Source organism: Thiocapsa sp. C2-2m (assembly GCF_041903745.1).
Taxonomy (GTDB): domain Bacteria; phylum Pseudomonadota; class Gammaproteobacteria; order Chromatiales; family Chromatiaceae; genus Thiocapsa; species Thiocapsa roseilacustris.
Genome location: NZ_JBBWVD010000011.1, coordinates 130,808 through 152,406 on the forward strand (window position 1 = coordinate 130,808; position 21,599 = coordinate 152,406).

General features: G+C 64.0%; 22 protein-coding genes and 1 tRNA gene. 11 read left to right on the plus strand and 12 right to left on the minus strand.

Annotated elements, in window-relative coordinates:
* Nucleotides 1-47 precede the first annotated feature (47 nt).
* The 3 genes from AADX97_RS10620 to AADX97_RS10630 are packed head-to-tail and all read right to left on the minus strand — an operon-like array spanning nucleotide 48 to nucleotide 3,020.
* A complete protein-coding gene (locus AADX97_RS10620; protein ID WP_374236718.1) occupies nucleotides 48-419 on the minus strand; it encodes a DUF1016 N-terminal domain-containing protein in 372 nt (123 codons plus the stop codon).
* Nucleotides 416-2,035 carry a site-specific DNA-methyltransferase gene (locus tag AADX97_RS10625; RefSeq protein WP_374236719.1) on the minus strand — a complete coding sequence of 540 codons (1,620 nt, stop codon included), beginning with the start codon at nucleotides 2,033-2,035 and terminating at the stop codon, nucleotides 416-418. Before AADX97_RS10625 ends, AADX97_RS10620 begins: the two co-directional genes overlap by 4 nt.
* Nucleotides 2,028-3,020, minus strand: coding sequence for an ImmA/IrrE family metallo-endopeptidase (locus AADX97_RS10630; RefSeq protein ID WP_374236720.1), 993 nt, complete (start codon nucleotides 3,018-3,020; stop codon nucleotides 2,028-2,030). Before AADX97_RS10630 ends, AADX97_RS10625 begins: the two co-directional genes overlap by 8 nt.
* Before the next feature lie 56 nt (nucleotides 3,021-3,076).
* On the opposite strand from AADX97_RS10630, the gene AADX97_RS10635 reads away from it, so the two are divergent.
* On the plus strand, nucleotides 3,077-3,244 hold the full coding sequence (locus tag AADX97_RS10635) for a hypothetical protein (protein WP_374236721.1): 168 nt from the start codon (nucleotides 3,077-3,079) through the stop codon (nucleotides 3,242-3,244).
* A gap of 382 nt (nucleotides 3,245-3,626) precedes the next feature.
* The gene (locus AADX97_RS10640; protein WP_374236722.1) at nucleotides 3,627-4,202 is read left to right on the plus strand and encodes a hypothetical protein; all 576 of its coding nucleotides are present in this window, start codon (nucleotides 3,627-3,629) and stop codon (nucleotides 4,200-4,202) included.
* An 868-nt stretch (nucleotides 4,203-5,070) separates the two neighbouring features.
* On the opposite strand, the gene AADX97_RS10645 is transcribed toward AADX97_RS10640, so the two are convergent.
* The gene (locus AADX97_RS10645) at nucleotides 5,071-5,592 is read right to left on the minus strand and encodes a hypothetical protein (protein ID WP_374236723.1); all 522 of its coding nucleotides are present in this window, start codon (nucleotides 5,590-5,592) and stop codon (nucleotides 5,071-5,073) included.
* 175 nt (nucleotides 5,593-5,767) lie between these two features.
* Between AADX97_RS10645 and AADX97_RS10650 the strand changes: the two genes are divergently transcribed.
* The gene (locus AADX97_RS10650; RefSeq protein WP_374236724.1) at nucleotides 5,768-5,932 is read left to right on the plus strand and encodes a cytochrome c; all 165 of its coding nucleotides are present in this window, start codon (nucleotides 5,768-5,770) and stop codon (nucleotides 5,930-5,932) included.
* Nucleotides 5,933-6,075: 143 nt separating this feature from the next.
* Here the strand turns inward: AADX97_RS10650 and AADX97_RS10655 are convergent, their stop codons facing one another.
* On the minus strand, nucleotides 6,076-6,606 hold the full coding sequence (locus AADX97_RS10655) for an NnrS family protein (protein WP_374236752.1): 531 nt from the start codon (nucleotides 6,604-6,606) through the stop codon (nucleotides 6,076-6,078).
* On the opposite strand from AADX97_RS10655, the gene AADX97_RS10660 reads away from it, so the two are divergent.
* The 3 genes from AADX97_RS10660 (at nucleotide 6,580) to pgsA (ending at nucleotide 9,658) form a co-directional block, all read left to right on the plus strand.
* Nucleotides 6,580-6,714: a hypothetical protein gene (locus AADX97_RS10660; protein WP_374236755.1), complete on the plus strand. Its 135-nt coding sequence runs from the start codon at nucleotides 6,580-6,582 to the stop codon at nucleotides 6,712-6,714. The two genes, AADX97_RS10655 and AADX97_RS10660, sit on opposite strands and share 27 nt — an antisense overlap.
* Nucleotides 6,715-7,264: 550 nt before the next feature.
* Nucleotides 7,265-9,079 (plus strand): excinuclease ABC subunit UvrC, encoded by a 1,815-nt coding sequence (uvrC, locus tag AADX97_RS10665; protein ID WP_374236753.1) that lies wholly within the window; start codon nucleotides 7,265-7,267, stop codon nucleotides 9,077-9,079.
* 3 nt (nucleotides 9,080-9,082) lie between these two features.
* On the plus strand, nucleotides 9,083-9,658 hold the full coding sequence (gene pgsA / locus AADX97_RS10670) for a CDP-diacylglycerol--glycerol-3-phosphate 3-phosphatidyltransferase (protein WP_374236726.1): 576 nt from the start codon (nucleotides 9,083-9,085) through the stop codon (nucleotides 9,656-9,658).
* 172 nt (nucleotides 9,659-9,830) lie between these two features.
* Here the strand turns inward: pgsA and AADX97_RS10675 are convergent, their stop codons facing one another.
* Complete coding sequence (locus AADX97_RS10675; protein ID WP_374236727.1) at nucleotides 9,831-10,235, minus strand: putative toxin-antitoxin system toxin component, PIN family; 405 nt, start codon at nucleotides 10,233-10,235, stop codon at nucleotides 9,831-9,833.
* Complete coding sequence (locus AADX97_RS10680; RefSeq protein WP_374236729.1) at nucleotides 10,235-10,483, minus strand: AbrB/MazE/SpoVT family DNA-binding domain-containing protein; 249 nt, start codon at nucleotides 10,481-10,483, stop codon at nucleotides 10,235-10,237. Before AADX97_RS10680 ends, AADX97_RS10675 begins: the two co-directional genes overlap by 1 nt.
* A gap of 133 nt (nucleotides 10,484-10,616) precedes the next feature.
* On the opposite strand from AADX97_RS10680, the gene AADX97_RS10685 reads away from it, so the two are divergent.
* Nucleotides 10,617-10,691 (plus strand) — tRNA-Gly (locus AADX97_RS10685).
* 638 nt (nucleotides 10,692-11,329) lie between these two features.
* Nucleotides 11,330-12,475, plus strand: coding sequence for a Fic family protein (locus tag AADX97_RS10690; protein WP_374236731.1), 1,146 nt, complete (start codon nucleotides 11,330-11,332; stop codon nucleotides 12,473-12,475).
* A gap of 47 nt (nucleotides 12,476-12,522) precedes the next feature.
* Here the strand turns inward: AADX97_RS10690 and AADX97_RS10695 are convergent, their stop codons facing one another.
* Complete coding sequence (locus AADX97_RS10695; protein WP_374236732.1) at nucleotides 12,523-13,800, minus strand: RNA-binding domain-containing protein; 1,278 nt, start codon at nucleotides 13,798-13,800, stop codon at nucleotides 12,523-12,525.
* A 228-nt stretch (nucleotides 13,801-14,028) separates the two neighbouring features.
* On the opposite strand from AADX97_RS10695, the gene AADX97_RS10700 reads away from it, so the two are divergent.
* Both AADX97_RS10700 and AADX97_RS10705 read left to right on the plus strand, forming a co-directional pair.
* Nucleotides 14,029-14,961, plus strand: coding sequence for an aldo/keto reductase (locus AADX97_RS10700; RefSeq protein ID WP_374236733.1), 933 nt, complete (start codon nucleotides 14,029-14,031; stop codon nucleotides 14,959-14,961).
* Between the two features lie 8 nt (nucleotides 14,962-14,969).
* A complete protein-coding gene (locus AADX97_RS10705; RefSeq protein WP_374236734.1) occupies nucleotides 14,970-15,647 on the plus strand; it encodes a DUF6064 family protein in 678 nt (225 codons plus the stop codon).
* Nucleotides 15,648-15,857: 210 nt separating this feature from the next.
* Here AADX97_RS10705 and AADX97_RS10710 read toward each other — a convergent pair whose 3' ends face one another.
* From AADX97_RS10710 to AADX97_RS10725, 4 genes are all read right to left on the minus strand, one after another.
* Complete coding sequence (locus AADX97_RS10710; RefSeq protein WP_374236735.1) at nucleotides 15,858-16,292, minus strand: nuclear transport factor 2 family protein; 435 nt, start codon at nucleotides 16,290-16,292, stop codon at nucleotides 15,858-15,860.
* Complete coding sequence (locus AADX97_RS10715) at nucleotides 16,289-16,924, minus strand: Uma2 family endonuclease (RefSeq protein WP_374236736.1); 636 nt, start codon at nucleotides 16,922-16,924, stop codon at nucleotides 16,289-16,291. Before AADX97_RS10715 ends, AADX97_RS10710 begins: the two co-directional genes overlap by 4 nt.
* Before the next feature lie 99 nt (nucleotides 16,925-17,023).
* Nucleotides 17,024-18,625, minus strand: a complete 1,602-nt coding sequence (locus AADX97_RS10720; RefSeq protein WP_374236737.1) for a glycine betaine ABC transporter substrate-binding protein — start codon at nucleotides 18,623-18,625, stop codon at nucleotides 17,024-17,026.
* A gap of 11 nt (nucleotides 18,626-18,636) precedes the next feature.
* The gene (locus AADX97_RS10725; protein ID WP_374236738.1) at nucleotides 18,637-19,389 is read right to left on the minus strand and encodes an ATP-binding cassette domain-containing protein; all 753 of its coding nucleotides are present in this window, start codon (nucleotides 19,387-19,389) and stop codon (nucleotides 18,637-18,639) included.
* Between the two features lie 98 nt (nucleotides 19,390-19,487).
* Here AADX97_RS10725 and AADX97_RS10730 point away from each other — a divergent pair, with 98 nt between their 5' ends.
* Nucleotides 19,488-21,566 (plus strand): molybdopterin-dependent oxidoreductase, encoded by a 2,079-nt coding sequence (locus AADX97_RS10730; RefSeq protein WP_374236739.1) that lies wholly within the window; start codon nucleotides 19,488-19,490, stop codon nucleotides 21,564-21,566.
* Nucleotides 21,567-21,599 lie beyond the last annotated feature (33 nt).

Here is a 21,599-nt window from a genome sequence, read left to right on the forward strand (position 1 = left end):
GTGCTGCGGATCATGGCTCTTCGTCCCTCAGGATCGTCGTCGTTGCGCTATACCGTCAGCCAGGCCGGCGCCGGATTCAACACGCGCCGCGTGTTGAATCCGCTCATCAGTGACGGGTAAGCGACATAGAAGGCCCACGTAGACTGCAACGCCCGGACCGAAAAACCGCTGACGAGCACCTTGATCAGTTGTTTGGACAATGTCTTAAGCAATTCGCCGCCGTACTCGGCTCGGGCGAAGCCAACTTGCTCCGTTTCGACGATTTGCTGGCCGATCAGCCAATTCGCCTGCAACAAAGCGGAGCTGACCGACCTTGCAGCCTGGATGCGGGCCGTCCTCCAAATTTCGCGAATCCGGGTCAGCAGGGGGCTGACAATCGCCGCCGCTTCGGACATCTGCGCACCCCTCTTGCGGCTCACGGCGCTTCCTCCTCGCCGAACAAGTCCATCTGACCCCGTGGCAAGGGTGCGCTCGGAAGATTCTCGACCCGAAGCGAGTAATCGTCGCGGCCCCACTCGCAGCGCGAGAGGACCTGTCGGGGAATCTTTTTGACCGTGAGATTGGAGTAGAGGTCAGCTCGGGCGCGGAAGGCGGTGCAAAGCACCAGGAGGCTACGCTCGGGTCCGACCTCGTCGCTCAGTTGCTCAAGCTGCTCATGGCTCAGGTTGGCAGTGGTGATGTAGATGAAGTCACTCTCGGTGGAGTAGCCGTGCTGCCAGTACAGCGTGTCCGACGGAGCGTAGATAAAGCCCTCCAGCTTGCACAGGGCCTCGGCGAGCATGGCGGCGTTGTAGTCGCGGTTGATCACCCAGTTGCCCCAGGTGTCCTTCTCCAGCAGCGAAGGCGCAATCCGGTAGTAGCGGAAACCGCCACCGCCTTTCCAGTCGGCTGCCTTGCTGATGCCGCCGGGGTCTTCGCTGTCGATGACCTTCTTCAGACGCGGGATGATGTGGGTGTGGCAGTGCTCGCCAAGCTCCACCATGATCCAGCGGCGGCCCATCTTGTGGGCGACTGCACCGGTGGTTCCCGAGCCGGCGAAGGAGTCGAGGACAAGATCGCCAGGATTGGTGGCAATGCTCAAAACGCGCTCAATGAGACGCTCAGGCTTGGGTGTTCCGAAGGACTCATCACCCGGAAACAACGCCCTCATCTCGTTCTTTGAAGTGCGATTGCTTCCGACATCATTCTTCGACCACATAGTCCGAGGCACAAGGTCGCCAACCTCAGAAAGATATCTTTTAATGCTGGGTCGCGCATTTCGTTTTGGTCCCCACCAAATCCGGCCGTCTAAATCCAACTCCTTAAGTTTGTCTTCCGAGATTCGCCAGAAACGGCCTGGAGGAGGAGAGAAACTGCGACCCGTAGGGCCTGTGATAGAGTACTGACCTCGAGAATAGGGTTTATTGGCATATGGATCGCCGGGCAACCATGCGCCCCGCGGGTCATCATCAGGATTGCTGTATATGGAATTAGACTCACTGGTGCGTGCTAAGCGCCGAGGTGTCCAGTCAGGGTTCCTTGAAAACACTAATAAATGGTCGTGATCAGTTGAGAATTGGCGCGCGGAGTTTCTGGGAGAATCAGCTTTCTCCCAAATAATATTAGCAATGAAGCTTGCGCGCCCAAATAACTCATCGCAAAGCACCTTTAGGTAGTGCGCTTCGTTGTCATCAATCGTGACCCAGAACGAGCCATCCTCCGACAACAACCGTCGAATGATCTCAAGCCGATCCCGCATCAACGAGAGCCAAATGGAATGTTCCACCCCGTCATCGTAATGGGTGAAGGCACTACCGGTGTTGTAAGGCGGGTCGATGAAGACACACTTCACCTTGCCCGCGAACTCCGCCTCCAGTGCCTTGAGAGCCAGCAGGTTGTCGCCGAAGATCAGCCGGTTGTCGAAGAGGTCCTGATCCGTCACGCGATGCTTGGAGTGGTAAGACCGCGCCGGATCCTCCAGTAGAATCCGCGGCTCCAGGCGCGGTCGGTTCTCCTTACCGATCCAGGTCAACTCCAGTTTTCTCGGATCAGCCATCAGAACGACCACCCTTGCTGATGGATGAAAGCCTCAAGGGCGACTTGCCGACTCGCCCTTCGTCGAGAAACCGCCGGAGTATGGCTTCCCGACTCACGCCATAACGGGCTGCAAGCTCGGAGAAGCGCACATCCGTCATCGGGTCCAGGTCAGCAGGCAAATGCCTCGTCTGAGCCGCGAAATCCCGGGTCGGGATCAATACCTCGGCCGCAATGGCATTGCAGAAACGCTCAATCCGTTGTTCTCTCTTGGGTAACGCGTCGATGTAACCCGTATCCAGCTTGCTCAATCCATTCATGCTCAAGAGGAGGTGCGCGAGCTCATGCAGCAGACTAAAGATCTGGCGCGTCTTGGTGGTGCTGTTGTTCAAATAAATCAGCGGCAGGACGTCATCGGCCAGACAGAAGCCGGAAATCTCCTTCTGCTTGAATGCCGCTTTGAACACGAAGACACCCGCATCCTCGATCGCCTTGCGCCACCCCTTGAGTGCCGAATCATCGCTGGCCCAGCGGATTTGCTTCTCGAGCGTGATTCCAAGGTGTTGGCGAATGCGCTCCGCTTGCTCTGCGACTGGCTGCGAGGTGGACAGGGACATGCTCTTCCAGATGAGATGCTCGGCGGGGTTGTGGCCGTCGTAGAGATCCCTTAAGGCAAGCTGATAGGCATGAGCGCGCCGGATATGCAGGTAAGTATCCCGCGCGAGGGTCTGCATGTCCGCGTCCGGGAGGGTTCGGAATTCGCGCTGCGGTAGCTGCTCCTCCGGCGGGCTCGGAAGAAAGAAGACCGCCAGCGGACGTTTGTAAACCTGATACGCCAACGTCTCCAGTTGCGGGTAGGTCGGTGCCTTGGTGCCGGCCTCCCATGCCGCAACCTCTTCGGGATCGCGTTTGAGCAGGGCTGCCACGTCGGTGACGCTCAACCCGACCGAGACCCTCGCCCAACGAAAAATCTCCGGCTGCACGCCGGTGACAGGCTCATATCGCATTCGTATCTTCCATCGATGCGCGCGTTGCGCTCGGAGATGCCGCGTTCAATCGTGCCATGTTGTTCGGCAATCTGCACAGCGAGCTGTTCCTGCCGCGCACCCGGTCCAGCGTCGGGTGCGAGTGGCGAGACCTTGCCGGGCAACGTCATCAGACGGGCAGCAGTCTCGGGATCAAGCGTCTCGCCCTGATCCGTCACGGCGGCGAAGATCAGATGATCCTCTGATTGCTCCAAGGATTCCACGCTGAAGGTGCAGAGTGTGAGCCAGCCGGAGCGACCGATCAGCAGCTCGACACGGCTGATCTTACCGGGATGTTTGGCGTAGGCCGGTAGGGTGGACGAGCGAGAGCGAAGTCCACCGAACCCCGCGCGGGCGCTGGTGGACTGCGCTACGCTTGTTCACCCTACGGCGCGAAGTGATCGACCTGGCCGGCATGGGATGCTTGACTGAGCTCCTTGACCAGCGGCGCGGAAACGCGCTCACCTCATCGGAGTCTTCGGGTCGCACACACCAAAGCCGCCGTGCTCGACCGCTCGGTTGCGGTTGATCCATCACCTCTTTGGCCTCGACAATCCACCTCACCGGCATCGACCGATCCAATGGCCTATGGCACTCACGATTCATCGGAAACTCGCCTCCATCGTCGAGGAGATCGATCGCGAAGGCTTCGCGGAGCTTGTCCGGCTGTCCGTGCTGAAGAAGTGGTTCGACAAGCCCGGACGACTGACCGCCTTCGCACTCTGGATTGCCGAGCAGGCGACAACCGGGGAAGCACCGGTATCCGAGCCGGAGGCCTCGTTATTGGCGCAAGTGCGCGCACTGCTTGCGGACCTGCCGGCGCGCGGCGATCTGAACCCACGGGCGATGCGGGAGCTTCGGGCACGGCTCGAGGCATTCCAACCCGACTACCGAAGTCTCAATTGGGGCCGGGTTCGCCTGGTCAACTCGCACGCGCTGATGCTGATCGAAGATGCGTTCGGGATCTGCCTCCGGCATCAGGACGACCCCCGCTTCGGCTACAAGCTTGCGGCTGACTACTGCGGGCACTACAACTCGAGGTACGGCAGAAACCTTAACGGCCCGTCGCGTGACCGCGTCCAGGAGATTGCCGTGTTCGTCGCCCGACGGGAAGCGGATGAAATCGCTTTCCCGCATGGGATTTCGGTGCTCGGCGAGCCCTAGAAACAGCGAGCTCGAAAGGAGTCAGAGCCCTCTGTCGATCGCCAAGACCCTACGAAACGCATCGGCGCATCGTTGACCAACATGAGCCGGGGCTTGCCCACGCCGGTCGTGAGCGCGAAATACAGCTAGGCGAAGTCTCTCGTCCCGGTGTTGATTACACGGGAAAACAGAAAATCCTGGCGAGATCGGTTCCGCCCTGTGTTCGAGCTTCCCGGACCTTGACACGCCCCAAGGAGCGACCTAGCTAGTTTCCCGGTACCAAAACCTGTACAGCGCTCCCCCCGATGACCACCACGGACGCTCGCGCCACCCTCTTCGACCTGCTACGCGACACCAACGAGCGCCATGAGATCCATCATGTCCGTCATCGCAACGGCGACGCGGTGCTCCAAGCTCAGTGCGAAGTTGCGTGCAAAGCTCATGGGCATCGCCCGTTATCGCATCGCGGTCGATCCGCACTCCGGAAAGTCCTTGGCCGGACCGCTCAAGGGCTACGATTCGGCCCGATTGAGCTACCAGGATCGTATCCTTATACAGCATCCAGGACGATGAGCTCGTCGTCATCGTCGTGCGCGCCCGAACTCAATACGGCGACTGACCCTCGTCTGGCGGGTGATCGCGAAGCCGCTTTGTTCGTAGGCCGCATCGTTTGGATAGATGCCGGTCATCGCGGACAGCGTGGAATTCAGCCCGGTGATCTCTCCGCGGGCGATGCGCTCCGCAACAGCGTTGTAGGTGCGCTCCTGTTCGGCCGGGCTGTAGCCGCAGATGACGTTGTAGCGTAGCGAGATGACGACGCCGGCGCGCAGCAGACCCGCGAATTCGGTCTCCGCAAACCGGCGTTATCCGCAGATCTCCTTGAGGCAAATCAATCGGCGGGTTTCGGTTGATGCCCGATCAGCGGTGCGTGCACAGGGCGGGGCGCCGTGCCGTCCATCCCGAGCACCTGTCCGAGGAGCTGTTTCGAGCGTTCGGCGATCAAGGCCGGGGAGAGGCGCCGCTCCGCGAACAAGAGCTCTCGAGTAGCCCGACGATCCTGGTAGAGGATCTGCTCGGGTGTCGGACTGAAGGGCCGCTCCAGGCTGATTCGGGCGATGCGTCCGAGATTCACGCCGCGACCGTCGTCGAGCAGGATCAGGTGCGGTGCGAGACCCCGAGCCGGATCAGGTCGAGGAAACTCCAGGACGTCGAGCAGAATGAAGGGCTGTCCGGTCTGGCGAATCCCAAGCTGGATCTCGGTCGGCTCGAGCTCGACGAGATAGACGGTCCCGCCCACGGCCTCGCGCAGTCGCTCGACCTGACGGGCATAGTCGCCGCTCGGCCAGAGTCGATCGTCGTCGTCGCTCCTCTCATGTCCCGTCTGCTCGAAACGGGGTTCATCCGTGTCCATCGATAGCCTCGCTGCCACCCGTCTGTGTTGAATGCGATGCCGACAGAATGGCCCGCGTTCGGGAGCGCGTAAAGACGGCCGGAGCAGGGGATGCCGTGGGACGCTCCCGTCGGGCGCTTCGGCGACGGTTCGACGCGAGCCATCGGGATCTCGATTTCCTGCTCGGTTTGATATTTTGGCCGGTCAGTACACAGCCTATCTGCAGCGGCAGGTCGACAAGTACATCGACAAGACGCGTGTGCGTGACCCGTCGGATCCGGATGACGAGGAGCTGCTCGCGGCCTTCACCGCCGAGGAGCTGCGTGACATCTTCGCCTACATCTCGATCCTCGACGATTGATCGTCGAAGACCTGCTCCGGATTCGAGTCCGAGGACATCCAAATGCCGTTCGGCCGACGCATCTTGCGCGAGAAGAAGACCATCAGCGCCCTGATGCGAGAGCGGGTGCGCGATGTCATGTTCATGTTGTTCTTGAATCGTTCCTAAGCTCCGTCCGGCGCCTCAGTTGAAGAAAACGACCCGTGGTCAGTCAAGCAAGGCCCGGTCCGACACGACGCCCGAGTGATTCGTGACGATTCAGAAGCAAGGTGAACACATGATGACCGCGTAGGATGGGTAGAGCGTCTGCGAAACCCATCCTCCAAACCGCCGCGTTGCCGGGTTTGGGTCCGATGCCCTTGGCGCAGGCTGGATAGGTTCCGCTGACGCTCTACCCACCATGTTCGGTCATTTTTGAGTCGCTCCCAAGCGATGCCCCCGAGGCCGCGTCGGCCCGGGCGCCCGTCCGGCCGGGGCGCGACCAGCATCGGCGCATGAACCCCGAGAAAGAGCCCGAACGCGAGGATCCAGCAGATCCCGGCGCTCATCAGCCAAGCGTGATAGCCGGCCGGGTAGACCAAGGGCGCTAAACCGCGCAGTGCGGCTGCGCAGTTGATCAGGACGAAGGCGACGATGGTCAGTCCGCTTGCCTGCATCGCACGACCCGTATGACCGACCGCGACCCGCGCCATCATCCCGAGCCAGACCAGGACAGACAGCACGGCGGCGATCCCTGCGGCCAGAAAAAACGGCCGGAAGCCGAGCGCAAGGACAGCGACGCCCCGTTTCCTGTTGGTGCCTGACTCGATGCGCATAGGGGTGTCTTCCGCTGGTTGGTGGAGGCGAGCCCGAGACTGCTCGTTGACGCTAACGACGGCGTGGATACATGGCCTTGACGTGAATCAAGGCGCCGCCCCCAGCCGCTTGCCAGCGATCAGTTGACGCCGGCACCCCGGTTTCAGCTCGAGATGACTCTCACGGAGACGCGAAGGGCACGGAGAATCCGAGATCTTTCCGGCGTGCGCTCCGTGTTTCCGCGTCTCCGTGTCTCCGTGAGAGACTTTAGGCGATTTCCGTAAACTTCCATACCCGTAGGTTGTGCTGACGATAGGAAGCACAACTTGCGCCCACGGTTGGTTGTGCCTCGCACGGCTCGGCACAACCTACGCCCTTGGCATGAAGGTTTCCGGAATTCGCCTTAGAATCCGATAGGTGCTCAGCCCCGTGGCTGAAGCAACCCCGACTGCGTCCGGGTGTCCGCTCTGGATCGGCAGCGGTCGTTTGCGCTCTAATCCGCACATGAACGACACCACTCCCGATCAAGCTCCCGAGGAGCCTCGGCCCGAACCCGAGATGCCCGCGCGAGCCCTCCTCGAGCGCATCCCCCAAAACCCCGGCGTCTATCGCATGCTCGATGCCGAGGCCACCGTCCTCTATGTCGGCAAGGCGAAGAACCTCAAACGCCGGGTGTCGAGCTATTTCAGCCGGGCCCTGACGCGCCGCCTGCAGGTGATGGTGAGTCAGATCGCCGACATCGAGGTGACGGTGACCCGCACCGAGGGCGAGGCGCTGTTGCTCGAGAGCAACCTCATCAAATCACTGCGCCCGCGCTTCAACGTCCTGCTGCGCGACGACAAGAGCTATCCCTTCATCTATCTCAGCACGCAGGACGACTTTCCGAGACTCGCGTTTTATCGGGGGCCGCGTCAATCCAAAGGGCGCCTCTTCGGCCCCTATCCGAGCGCCTGGGCCGTGCGCGAGACGCTCCAGCTTCTGCAGAAGCTGTTCCCGGTGCGCCAGTGCGAAGACAGCTTCTTCAACAACCGCTCCCGACCCTGTCTGCAGTATCAGATCAAACGCTGTAGCGGCCCCTGTGTCGAACTCGTCAGCCCCGAGGCGTACGCCGAGGACGTCGCCCACACCATCCAGTTCCTCGACGGGCGCGCCGAAGAGGTGATCGCGGATCTGGGTCGCGGCATGGAGCAGGCCGCCGCAGCGCTCGAATTCGAGCGCGCCGCCGTTCTGCGCGATCAGATCGCGACCCTGAGTCGGATCCAGCAGCGCCAGTACGTGAGCGGGGAGGGCGGCGACCTCGACATCATTGCCTGTGCTCAGGAGGGCGGGACGAGCTGCGTGCAGGTCTTCTTCATCCGCGCCGGGCGCAACCTCGGCAACAAGGCGTTCTTTCCGAAGGCCCCCGACGACACGGACGACGCAACCCTCCTGGCCGGGTTCTTGGCCCAGTTCTATGCCGACAAGCAGATCCCGCCCGAGCTGGTCGTCAGCGTCGAGCCGGAGGAGCGCGCGCTCCTGGAGACGGCGCTCTCGCAACGCGCCGAGCGGCGTGTGCACATCAAGTGGCGGGTGCGCGCCGAGCGTGCCCGCTGGCTCGAGATGGCCCGCGGCAACGCCGAGGTCGCGCTAAAATCCAGGCTCGGCAGCCAGGCCGGGTATGGGCGCCGCATCGAGGCGCTGCGCGATGCGCTGGATCTTCCCGAGCGGCCCCAGCGCATGGAGTGCTTCGACATCAGTCACACCCAAGGCGAGCGCACCGTCGCCTCCTGCGTGGTCTTCGACGGCGAGGGGCCGCGCAAGTCGGATTACCGCCGCTTCAACATCGAGGGCATCACCCCGGGCGACGACTATGCGGCCCTGCATCAGGCCCTGACCCGGCGCTACACCCGGGTCAAGCAGGGCGAGTATCCGATCCCGGACATCCTCTTCATCGACGGCGGACGGGGACAGATCCGCTCGGTCGGCGATGCGCTCCAAGAGCTCGGCATCGCCGGCGTGCAGCTGGTGGGGATTTCGAAGGGGCCGGATCGGCGTCCGGGCACCGAGCTGCTTTGGTTGTTGGACGTCGAGTCGCCGCTTATACTGCCGAGCGATTCCCCCGCCATGCATCTGGTTGAGCAGATCCGCGACGAGGCCCATCGCTTCGCCATCACCGGTCATCGCCAGCGCCGTGCCAAGGCACGCACCACGTCTACGCTGGAAGGGCTCGCCGGGATCGGGCCGCGTCGCCGCCAACGTCTTCTGAAGCAGTTCGGCGGCATCCGCGGCCTGGCCCGTGCAGGGGTCGAGGACATTGCCTGCGTCGACGGCATCGGCCGACAGTTGGCACAACAGATCTACGATGCCTTTCACGAGGAGGCCGCGGGGCCCTGACGTATGTGGAATATCCCCAACCTTCTGACGATGCTCAGGATTGTCTTGATCCCGGTGTTCGTCGTCGTCTTCTATGTCGAGGCACCTTGGGCGCCCTATGTGGCTGCGGCGATCTTCGGCGCCGCAGCCTTGACGGACTGGTTGGACGGTTATCTCGCGCGGCTCTGGGAGCAGACCTCGCCGCTCGGCGCCTTCCTCGATCCGGTCGCCGACAAGCTGATGGTCGCGGTCGCGCTGGTGTTGCTGGTCCAATACGACCCGCGCACCCTCTTGGCGCTCCCGGCGATCGTGATCATCGGACGCGAGATCACGGTCTCGGCACTGCGCGAATGGATGGCCGAGATCGGCGCGCGTGCCAAGGTCGCCGTCTCCATGACCGGCAAGATCAAGACCACGGCCCAGATGATCTCGATCGTGCTCATGATCCTGCGCGATACCGTCTTCGGACCCTGGGTCTACGGGTTGGGTGTCGTTTTGCTCTACGTCGCCGCCGTCCTGACGCTTTGGTCGATGGTGCTCTATCTGCGCGCGGCTTGGCCGAGCCTGTCCGGTCAGGTCGATGTCGAGGGGCGCGATTGAGGCCGGTTCGGGTTCGGGTTCGGGACGACAGGAGAAAGTTGTGCGGGGCACCTAGTCGTTGTCGACAACGACAACGGCAACGGTGGCCTAGGGATATTCACTTGTCGAGTTGTTCATCATGAAAAGGTCGACATTCGGCGCATCATCGCGATCGAAGTCGACCACCCGTGATTCAGAGGCTGTCCAGGAAATCAGCAACCGTCTGAATGAGCAGTCCCTCGGTCTTGTCCGGCACATTCATCAGAAACCCAAAATCCCGGATATCACCCGTCAAGAGGATATCGGCCTTGCAGGCGTGGGCAGCGCGACAGATTGGGCAGTCTTTCTCCGCCAGCCCATCCGGGCAGACCCCATGGTCGGAATCGACAAGGATACGAATCTCGGTAAGCTGCGTTTCAAACTCAGCCAAGCACTCGGGGTATTTGCGTGCGAGGTTCCGTCGTGCCTCTTCCAGGGCATAGGCGCTGGTTGCGAGTTGCAGCAAACCCGCTTGACCCAGCTCGAGGACAAAAGCGGCCTTGCCCGCTGGATTGTGCGCCGCCGTAAACAGGACATTGGCGTCCAGGAACAGGCGCATCAGGCCTTTTGCAGGCGCTCGAGGATGCGCCTGCGCTCTTCGGTGGAGAGCACGTCGGCGCGATCCCACGTGGCGATCTGTGCATCGTTGTAGTGCTCGAGCTCCAGCACCGCAGCCGGCTTCAGCCTCAATTCGCCCTCGCACTCCTCGATGATCACGGCGCCGCCCGGCGTGATGCCGAGGTGTTTGCGCATCCCGGCGGGCAGTGTGATTTGGCCGCGACTCGAAACCGTCAGGATTTCACGCATTGGATTCTCTGCAGTTCTGAATTTCGGAAATTCAGAATAGCACGGCAACTGAGACCAGGCCACAAGGCCGGGGTGTTGATGCAATCGAGGGGTTGACAGCATCGAGAAAGACATTAAAATGCACGGCTCCAAAGCGGGAATAGCTCAGTGGTAGAGCACAACCTTGCCAAGGTTGGGGTCGCGAGTTCGAATCTCGTTTCCCGCTCCAAATTCTTGAATCTGCTCCGGAAGTGCTCCGCCACGGCGATCAGTCACAGTTCTGATCGTTTCGCACTGTGGAGCATTCCCGTGCCCACACTCTCCGTTACCGCCTTCGTCGCCTCGCGCGAATTCGACCGGGTAACCCTGGTCCGTCTCGCCTTCTGGAGCGGTTCACTTGGGGCTTAAGTCGATCTCCAAGATAATCGCCGACGACTTAGACTTCACCCTCGCCCAGCTCGCCGAGTGTTGGCTCCTGCGCCTGCTCCCCCGCGCACAAGAACCGCCGACGAAAGGCGTTGACAAGCTTCCAGAGTCCGCCAGCCCCAACCGTTACCTGAGCGGCGGCGGCCGAATTTTTGCCTTCAATGTCCCGCATGCTCGACACCGAGTGGGACAAGCTGGCGGCCTTGTTCCCGGTCGCCTTCCATACTCGGGCTGCACGCGAGCTGCCTGCTGATGCCCGTGCGCCATCCACACGCGTCCGCGCCGTCCGCGTCGGTTTCGATCGATTCCGCGGGCGTGCACGGCGGGAATTGCCGCCCAGTCGCCGCTCCTGTGGCGCCGCCCCGCGCGAAGGGCTAGTATTCTCTCCTTTCGCTCAGAAAACGTCACTTATGTGAGCGATAACCGCTCCCCCTATGCATCATGGTCTGGAACTGGCAACACTCCGACTGGCCCGATTTCGCCTATGACAGCGCGCGGCTCGCGGCCCTGGAGGCGCGCCTGCTGCACGAGTCCGGGCTCCTGTTCGGCGCCTTTGCGCATCTGGACGACTCGGAGCAACAGGCGCTGACGGTCGACTTGATCGGCGACGAGGCATTGATGACCGCCCGCATCGAGGGCGAGTATCTGGACCGCGACAGTCTCCAATCCTCCCTCTTGCGCGAGTTCGGCCTGGCCCGAGACCCGCGTCGCGTCTCCCCGGCCGAGGCGGGGATGGCGGAGCTGATGGTCGATCTCTATCGGCACTTCCAGGCCCCAATGACCCACGAGATGCTGTGGGCCTGGCATCGGATGCTGATGGCGGAACGGCGGGACCTGCGTGATTTCGGGCGCTATCGCACCTTGGAAGAGCCGATGCAGGTGGTGTCCGGCGCCATCTATGCTCCAAGGGTCCATTTCGAGGCGCCTCCCGCCCAGCGGGTGCCCGGGGAGATGGACCACTTCGTCGCCTGGCTCGACCGCAGCGCCCCAACCGGAGAGCGCCCGCTGCCGTCCCTGACGCGCGCGGGCATTGCCCACCTGTATTTCGTCACGATTCACCCGTTCGAGGACGGCAATGGCCGGATTGCGCGTGCCATTGCTGAAAAGGTCCTGGCGCAGGGTCTCGGGCAACCTACCCTGATCGCGCTGTCCCACACCATCGAGCGTCACAAGAAGGCGTATTACGGCGCACTGGAGCGGGCGAACAAGGTCAATCGCATCGACGATTGGCTGAACTATTTCTCTCATACCGTCCTGGATGCGCTGGACTACACGCGCGCGCGGGTCGTCTTTCTCATCGGCAAGGCCAAGCTCTACGACCGCCTGCGGGGCCGGTTGCATGCGCGTCAGGAGAAGGTGCTCACGCGTCTTTTCCGGGCGGGTCCGGAGGGCTTCGTCGGGGGCTTGAGTGCCGAAAAATACATCGCCATCGCCCGCACCTCGCGTGCCACCGCGACCCGCGACCTCCAGGACCTGGTCGCCAAGGGCGCGCTCGTGCGGACCGGGGAGCGCAAGCATACGCGTTATGCCCTGAATCTCGCGACGAGCCAGGCTCCGCAACCGGCGTTGGGCTCGGGCGAGCGATAGGGCCATCAGCCGCCGCAGGAACCCCGCTACGACCGACTCTGCCGTGCTCACGCCTCGCAGCGATCACGATCCCGGGATGCCGTCCGTTGGGCCGCCGCATCCCGCCAGAACCGAACCAGCAGAGAGTCCTCGGTCGCCTCGAACTCCGGATCCACGCCGTTGTGTTGCCGTAACAGCGGGACGATCTTGCTCCGCACCCCCATGCCGCGCGCATCCACGTAGCCGTAGTCGCGCAGCACGTCGACGATCAGAGGGTTGCGGGGCGAGCGCTGTCCGGCCAGCATCTTCTCCACGGTCATGGAGTTCTGCAGGGCGCCCGGACTGCGGACCTCCAGGCGATCCGCATAGGCTACGACCTCCACATCCTCGATGCGCGTCCAGTCCCGATGGGCGAGGGCGTTCACCAGTGCCTCGCGCAGGGCCGCCGCTGGATAATGCCAGCGTCGCTCGCGGCGCACCCCGTCCGCGAGCTCCGCGGATTCCGCCGACACGAAGGGCCGCATCCGCTCCATGAGGGACTCCAGGAGTCCTCCGCGCTCCAAGACGCGGCTGCCGTCGCGGGTGCGCCAGAGTCCCACCAGGGGCTCGTCCAGGATGTGATCGTCGCTTGAGGCATAGTCCATCGTGTCTCCGGGAAAGGCCATCCAGCGCACCCCGGCCTGACGCAGCGCCCAGCGGGGCCGACGCCCGAAGAGCAGGGTGCCGGCGATGGTGCACACCGGTTCGCCGCCCGGCCGCTCCGTCATGAATCCCAGGCCCATGAGGCGTTTCGTCCAGGTGGCCGGATCCGCCGGCACCTCGGGATCATTGAGCACCCAGGCCAGGTAATCGTGCAGTCGCTCCTGGTCGAGGTCTTGAATCCCCGTGCCGGACACCGGCAGCAGCTCCGCATGGAGCATGCCTCCGAGTGCGAAGAGCCGCGCCTGCTGCTCGCGCGATGCCTTGCGCGACGTACTCCCTGCGCGCACGAAAATCTCCTCCCGGTCCCTGTCGCGCACCACGTAGGGCTTGGCCGTACCCTGCGTGAGCGAGATCACGGCCACCCGGCGACCGCCGTCCATCTGCACAGTCTCGAAGAACGGCAGGATCATCGGATGGACGTAGCGCCCGAAGACCGTATCCATCACCCATTCCTCAAGATGCTCACGCTGGATGCCGGTGACGGTTCCGTCGTCCTCGACTCCGAGGAGAATCACGCCGCCCTGAAAGTTGGCCAGCGCCACGATCTCCTTTGCGAGCTGCTCCGGGCGCACGTCGTCGCGCTTGAACTCAACGCCGGAGCTCTCGCCGTTTTTGATCAATTCGAGCAGTTCGGTTTTGGTCATACCGATGCCTTGTTGTTGCGAACCATGAAGGGCATGAAGGACCCGAAAGATGGTGCTCTTTCGGGGTGATATGATCGAGCCTCGCTCCGCGGCTGTGCAGTAAGTAGTCTACGTGCGCGCCCCAAGAACGGCACCCTTATCGATGGCCTCCATGCAACCATCCCCGCGATCACGGTCAAATTCCGGGATGCTCGAGTCCGCTCGGCGGACGGTACCTGGAGTATGTCTATGGATCGATCTTGCGTATCGAGTCGGCGTGCCTTTCTTGCGGCCCTCGCGGTCGCGCCTCTGTCCTTCCTGACGCTGCCGGGCAACAGCCGGGCGGAGGACGGTCAACCCCTGGTCAAACCGATCCCCTCAACCGGCGAACCTTTGCCGGTCATCGGCATGGGAACCTGGATCACCTTCAACGTCGGCGACGACCCGGTGGCGCGCGATGCGCGCACCGATGTTCTGCGTGCCTTCTTCGCGGCAGGCGGCGGCATGCTCGACTCCTCGCCCATGTACGGCACGGCCGAGGCGGTCGTCGGCGGCTGCTTGGCGAGACTGGATCGCCCCAAGGGTTTGTTCTCGGCGACCAAGGTCTGGACCTCCTCGACCGCGGAAGGTCTCGAGCAGATCGCGGCATCGGAGCGCCTCTGGGGCCTGCAGCGTCTGGATCTGCTGCAGGTCCACAATCTGGTGAACTGGAGGGGCCATCTGGAGACCCTGTCGGCGATGAAGGCCGACCGAAAGGTGCGCTATGTCGGCATCACCACCTCGCACGGTCGTCGTCACCCGGAGCTTGCCCGGATCATGGAAACGCAACCCATCGATTTCGTGCAGTTGACCTACAACATCGAGGATCGCGAGGTCGAGGCCCTCTTGCTTCCGCTGGCGGCGGAGCGGGGGATCGCGGTGATCGCCAATCGGCCCTTTCAGGGCGGCTCGCTGATCGATCGCGTCAAGCGTCACCCCCTGCCGGGTTGGGCGCGGGAGATCGACTGCACCGACTGGTCGCAGATTCTGCTCAAGTTCATCGTCTCACACCCGGCGGTGACCTGTGCCATTCCGGCGACCAGCCGGGTGGATCACATGGAGGAGAACATGGCGGCCGCGCGCGGTGCCATGCCGGATGCGGCGCTGCGACGTCGGATGGCCGCCGACGTCGCCGCGCTCTGATGGACCTCTTGAGCTATTCGCTCGTCGACCTGATTCCATTCTCGCGCGAGACCTATTTCAGGCTGTTCGAGCGCTACAACATCGGGGTCTGGCCGGCGCCGATCATCGGGCTGGCGATGGGTCTGACGGCACTGTTCACGGCGCGTCGGGTGGAGGGTCGGGTGCTTCGGGCACCGTTTCTCCTGACCGCGGTCTGCTGGGTTTGGGTCGGCTGGGTCTTTCAGATCCACTGGTACGCGCCCTTGAGCTGGCCGGGGATCTCTTTCGGGATCGGCTTCGTGCTGCAGGGCGTGCTCATGGCGGTCGTGCTCGGGTGGCGCCCGCTGACTGGCTCGCCGGAAGCCCCGGATCGGGATCCCGGTCCGGGGCTCTGGATCCTCATCTTCGCACTCGCCCTGCAACCCCTACTCGGACTCGTGTCCGGTCGCCCCTGGTACGGATTGGAGGTCTTCGGCAGCGCGCCGGATCCGACGGCGCTTGCAACGCTGGGTCTGCTGCTGATGATCCGTCATCCGCTGCGCTGGCTCCTGTCCATCATCCCGCTCGTCTGGTGCCTGATCAGCGGGGCGACCCTCTGGGTCCTGAGCGTTCCGACCTGGCCGGTCATGCCGCTTGCCGCGGCGCTCTATTTGGGTGTCGTTGTTTGGCCGTGGGTCTTCGGGCGAAGCCGGCTCAAAGACGCGTAAGGTGAGTTTCGGGAAAGGATCTACCGGCGTGGGGCAAATGAATTCAGCGGCGTAGGTTGTGCCGAGCCGTGCGAGGCACAACCAACCGCGGCGGACGTTGTGCTTCCTATCGTCAGCACAACCACGGGTATGGAATTTTGCGGAAATCGCCTAACCGCTTATTTGGACTCGCACGGACGGGGCGCGACCTGCGGATCCCGGCCCGACGGTTCAATGCATCCGCGGCTTCGGAGTCTCGGACGTCGCCGTCTCGGGTCGCTTGCGCATGAGCGGCAAGGAGGCGTGATGCGCCGTCATCCGCCAGCCCTCGCCCGTTTGACGATAGACGTTCGTCGCCAGGATCCGGTTGGGCTCCTCGCGCGAACGGCTCGGGCGGATCAACTCCTCGACCAGATGCACGGCAAGCCCGTCGGTTGCCGTGCGTTGGATCACGCGGTAGTGCAGCTCGGGGCGCTCGGCCCCGGTCATCACCTCGCGCCAACTGTTCAGGACTTCGCTGCGACCCTGCAGGAGATCGCCGCCGGGGTGGACGCAAACGGGGTTTGGCCGCTCCGCCCAGACCGCTCCCATCAGGGCGATGTCGAGGGTCTGGAAGGCGGTGTAGAAGGCGGCCTCGACCTCGTTCGGAGTCCGGAATCGGCTCATCGGCCGGAATCCGGCGCCGCCGGGGTGCCGAGCAGCGCGGTGCGCAACGCCCGGATCGCGCGTGTTTGGTTCGGCTCGCCCATGCAGCGCACGATCAGCGCGGGATCCAGCTCGGGCAGCGCGCGGCTGCGCGTCGCGGCGAGAAAGGTCTCGTCCTGCAGGACGAAAAAGCGCAGTGTGCCGTCCTCCCAAAACCAGACCTCGGGCACGCCGAGTCCGCGATAGACCGCGAGCTTGTCGACGCCGCCGCTGGTCCAGATCACCTCGATCGCGATATCCGGGACCTTCGGTGCAGGGCGGATCGGACCCACCAGATAACACTCGTCGGCCTCGGCGCCGAGCCGCTTGGCCTTTTCCTTCAAGGTCCAGGAGCCGTAGCCTTCAAGCTCGATGTTCCTGACCTCTGCATAGGTCTCGAGCAGACGGGCGAGTCGCTTCTTGAGTGATTCGTGATCGACGGAAGGTGTCATCAGCTCCAGCTCGCCGTTGCAATAGGTGATGCGGACGCCGCCGTCGTCGCCCCGGGCGGAGAGGACCGCCTCGAAGTCGTCCCAGGTGACGTCGCGCAGGAAGACACGCTGGTCGACATGGTCGGTGTCGCAGACGGCCGACGGGTGATTGGCTGGCATCATGGCTGTGGTCGCTCTCGGTGAGATTGCATGCTGTGCTTAAGCCGCTATCGATTTGAAGATTAGCTGCCTGCCTGTGCCGCGGCAAGGAGACTCGCACGCTCAGGCCCGGGGTCTCTCTTGGGCGGGATCCGCGTCCGCCCTGACCCCATCAGTCGGTTTCAGGCGCAACCCGCGCGGCACCACCCAACGCTCCGCGAACTCGAAAAGCCCTTGGAGCCCGAGCGCGAGGAGTGCGGCCGGGACGGCGCCCTGCATGATGAGTGCTGTGTCGTCCAGGCGAATCCCGGTGAGGATCGGTTGTCCGTAACCGCCGGCGCCGATGAGTGCCGCGACGGTGGCGGTGCCGACATTGAGCACGGCCGAGGTCTTGATCCCGGCCAGGATGGTATTAGCGGCCAGCGGCAGCTCGATCAGGCGCAGGCGTGCCCAGCGGGTCAACCCGAGGACATCGGCCGATTCGCGGATCGGCACCGGGATGTCCATCAGGCCGGCGTGGGTATTGCGCACGATCGGGAGCAGGCTGTAGAGAAAGAGCGCGACCACCGTCGGCAGCCAACCGATCCCGAGCCACGGGATGAGAAAGACGAAGAGTGCGAGCGAGGGGATGGTTTGGATCATCCCGGTGATGCCGAGGATCAGATGACCGAGGCGCGCCTGCTGTGCAGCCAGCACCCCGAGCGGCACGGCGAACAGGATGGCGGCAGCGAGCGAGACCCCGACCAGACCCAGATGCTCGAGGGTGCGCTGGCCCAGTTGGCTCCAGAAGCCTTGGCCCGAGACCGTGACCTCGAGCCCGAGGCCCGCGGACAAGAGGCGTGCGGCGACCGTCTGCTCGGAGTCGCCCTCCAGCTTCACCGCCCCGTTCATGCCCGCCATGGTGGGCGCGTCGATCGCGCCTTCGAGACGACGAAAGGCGGCGACGACGCCCGGCGCCGCCTCGGCCAGCTCCGCGCGGTAGAGCAGGATCGCTTGGTAGTCCTCGAAATAGCCAAGATCGTCCTCGAGCATGCGCAGCCCGTAGCGGGCGATCTCGGCATCGGTGGTGTAGACCACCGTTACGTCCAGATGCCCGGCGGCGATGCCCCGGTAGACCAGGTCATGATCGAGACCCTGCACGCGGGCCTGCGGGAGTCGGTAGCGCTGTCTCAAGCCCGGCCAGCCGTCCGCGCGATCCAGAAACTCGCTGCTGAAGCCGAGGCGCAGATCCGGATGCTCGCGCAGGTCGGAGATGCGTTCCAGGCCGAGCTGCTCCGCCAGGGATTCGGGAACCGCGATGGCGTAGGTGTTCTCGAAGCCGAGCGAGGCCGATGATCGGACCCCGCGGGCCGCGAGCGCCGCCTCCAGCAATTCGGGCGAGGACACGTCCTCGCCGGCCAGGATCTCGCGGACCAGCGTGCCGCTGTAGTCCGGATAGATGTCGATCTCGCCGCTCAGCAGCGCGCCCCAGAGGATGCGCGTCCCGCCCAGCTCGGCGCGATGGCGCGCCGGATGACCGGCGTCAAGTGCAAGCAAGCGAAGCGTCTCGCCCAGGATGACCGACTCGGTGAATTTCTTCGAGCCGATGACGACCGGGCGGGGCGTCGATTCCTCCGCGGACGGCTCGGCTGACCAAGCGGCGAGTCCGACCGCGAGCAGCAATGCGACGAGCGTCGCAAGCGCAAAGCCGGCGGCCGGAAGCCGGCGGCTGGAGGCTCTTCTCAAGATGCCGCGCCTCATCCTCCCGCTCCCAGCAAAACCCGCTGCGGCTCGCGTTGCGCCGCCACGAACTGCGCGACGAAGGGCTCGGCGGGACTGTCGAGAAGCACCCGCGGCTCGGCCTGCTGGACGATGCGACCGGCGCGCAGCAGGACGATCCGATGCCCGAAGAAGACCGCCTCGGCCAGGTCATGCGTCACCATCAGCACCGTCTTGCCGAGTCGGGCGAAGATTGCCTTGAGCTCGCGTTGCAGCTCGAAGCGGATCATGGGGTCAAGCGCCCCGAGCGGCTCGTCGAGCAGCAACAGATCGGGGTCGAGCATGAGTGCGCGCATTAGGGCGACGCGCTGTCGCTGGCCGCCGGAGAGCTCAATCGGATAGCGTGCCAGCATCGCCGTCGGGAGTTGCACCAGGTCCGCAAGTTCGGCGAGACGCTGCTCGCGACGCTGGCGCGGCCAGTCCAGCCGGCGCGCCATCAGGGTGACGTTGTCGCGGACACTCAGATGCGGAAACAGTCCGCCGTCCTGGATCATGTAGCCCATGCGCAGCCGGGCGGGGCGCAGGTTCCCGGTGTCCAGCCGAGCGCCCTCGAACCAAACCTGGCCGCGGTCGGGCCGGATCAGGCCGGCGGCGAGGCGCAGCAGTGTGGATTTGCCGCAACCGCTCGGGCCGATCAGAACCGTCGTCTGCGCCTCCGACACATCCAGGTCGACACCCGCAAGCGCGAGCGTGCCGCCGTATTCCTTGAAGACCCCGTCGAATCGCAGCATCGGTTGATTCCCGTCGACTGTGCATGAACGGCTTGAATTCGTGCCTATCGGCTCGAATTCCAGTGCATCGCTACAAGGAGCTTCAGGATTCTCGCCGCATGTCGTGGAAAACCAGTACCTGTTACGAGTGTGATGCCAACTGCGGGATTCAGGTCGAGCTCGACGACGACGGCGAGCCGATCCGCGTCCAAGGCCCTGATTGTCCGCGCTGCTATGTGCAGTTGGACCGGCGCAATCATCCCGAGCGCATCCTCTATCCGCTCAAACGCGTCGGGCCGCGCGGGAGCGGCGCGTTCGAGCGCGTCTCCTGGGACGAAGCACTCGACACCATCGCCGAGCGTCTGAGCGCCGCGAAGGCCGAGCACGGCGCGCCCGCCGTGGGCTTCTTCGCCGGCTACACCAAGGAGGCGCGGCCCCAGTTGCAGCGTCTGGCACATGCCTTCGGCTCGCCGAACTACCTGACCGAGAGCGGTTGCTGCTTCTCCGCCACCATGGTGGCCGAGAAGGTGACCTTCGGCTACAAGATCAAAACCACGTCCACGGTGGTCTCACCGAAGACGCGCTGTCATCTGATCTGGTCGACCAACCCGCGCGGCTCGATCCCGCCCTTCGACACCCATCCGCTGGTGCTGCGCCGGCCGGGCAAGACCCTCATCGTGGTCGATCCGCGACGCACGCCGCTCGCCGAGGAGGCTGACGTCCATCTGGCGATCCGTCCGGGGACCGACGGGGCCTTGGCGCTCGGCTTCCATCATCTGATCTTTGAAAACGGCTGGCAGGACCAAGCCTTTCTGGACGAGTGGGCCAACGGTGTCGAGGGCTTTCGAGACTATGTCCGCGACTTCACGCCCGCGCGTGTCGCCGAGATCTGCGGCATCGCGGAGCAGGATCTGCGCACCGCCGTCGAGCTCTTCGCGACCACCCCGCCGGCCCAGATCACACTCTCCCCCACCGCGACGGTACAGCACAGCAACGGCTTCCAGAACCACCGGGCGGTCATCCTGCTCTCGGCGGTGACCGGCAACCTGGACCGCGAAGGCGGCAACCGTTTCTTCAACGACAAGGCCGCGCCCAAACCGATCGAGCTGTTCGACTACTGCCGCACCCATCTCCCGCCGCGCGTCGGCGACGAGGTCTATCCGGTCTGGACGCGGTATTGGCCGGCGGCCCAGAGCATGCTGCTGCCCGACTGCATCCTGGACGGGCGCCCGCAACCCATCCGCGCCCTGCTGGCGATGGGCATCAACACCTCCATGTGGCCCAATTCCAAGCGGATGGAGCGCGCGCTCGGTGCGCTCGACTTTTTCGTCGCGACCGACTTCTTCCACAACCCGGCGACGCGCATGGCCGACTTCGTGCTCCCGGCGGCGACCAGTCTGGAGCGTCCCGCGCTGATCGCCTATCCCGGCTGCGCCTATCAAGGCGAGCTGCGCTATCGCCGGCCGATCGTCGCGCCCAAGGGCGAGGCACGGCCGGACGGCGAGATCTTCCTGCAGCTCGGCGTGCGACTCGGCATGGCCGAGCAGTTCTGGAACGGCGATCTGGCGGCCTCCTGGGCCGAGGCGGCCGAGGGCATCCCGGAGGAGATCCGCCGGGAGGTCTACGACAACCCGGACGGCGTCGTCGTCTACGCCGAGGCGATCGAGGATCTGGTGGAGAACGGGTTCATGGACGCCGATCGACTCTATCGGCTGCGCGGTTTTCGCACGCGGTCAGGCAAGGTCGAGTTCGACTCGGTCGAGCTGCGCGAGGCCGGTCACGACGGACTGCCGATCTATCGCGAGCCGCCCGAGAGCCCGATCTCCACACCCGCGCTTGCGGTCGATTATCCGCTGGTCCTGACCAGCGGGGCACGCACCAAGTTCGACACCCATTCCCAGCACAACTACATCGAGCGGATGCGTCGCGCGATTCCCCATCCCTTGGCCGAGATCCATCCGGACGACGCCGCACCGCGCGGCATCGAGAACGGTGATCCAGTCACGATCAGCTCCCCGCGCGGGGCGGTGCGCTTCCTCGCCAAGGTGACCGACCGGATCAAGCCGGGTGTGGTGCACTGCACCCATGGCCGAAACGACGCCAACATCAACGAGCTAACCGACGACCGCCACCTGGATCCCATCAGCGGGTTTCCGCCGTTCAAGTCGCTGTTGTGTCAGGTGGAGCGGGTGAGGTAGAGCCCCCAGCCTCCAGCCTCCAGCCGGGAGCAT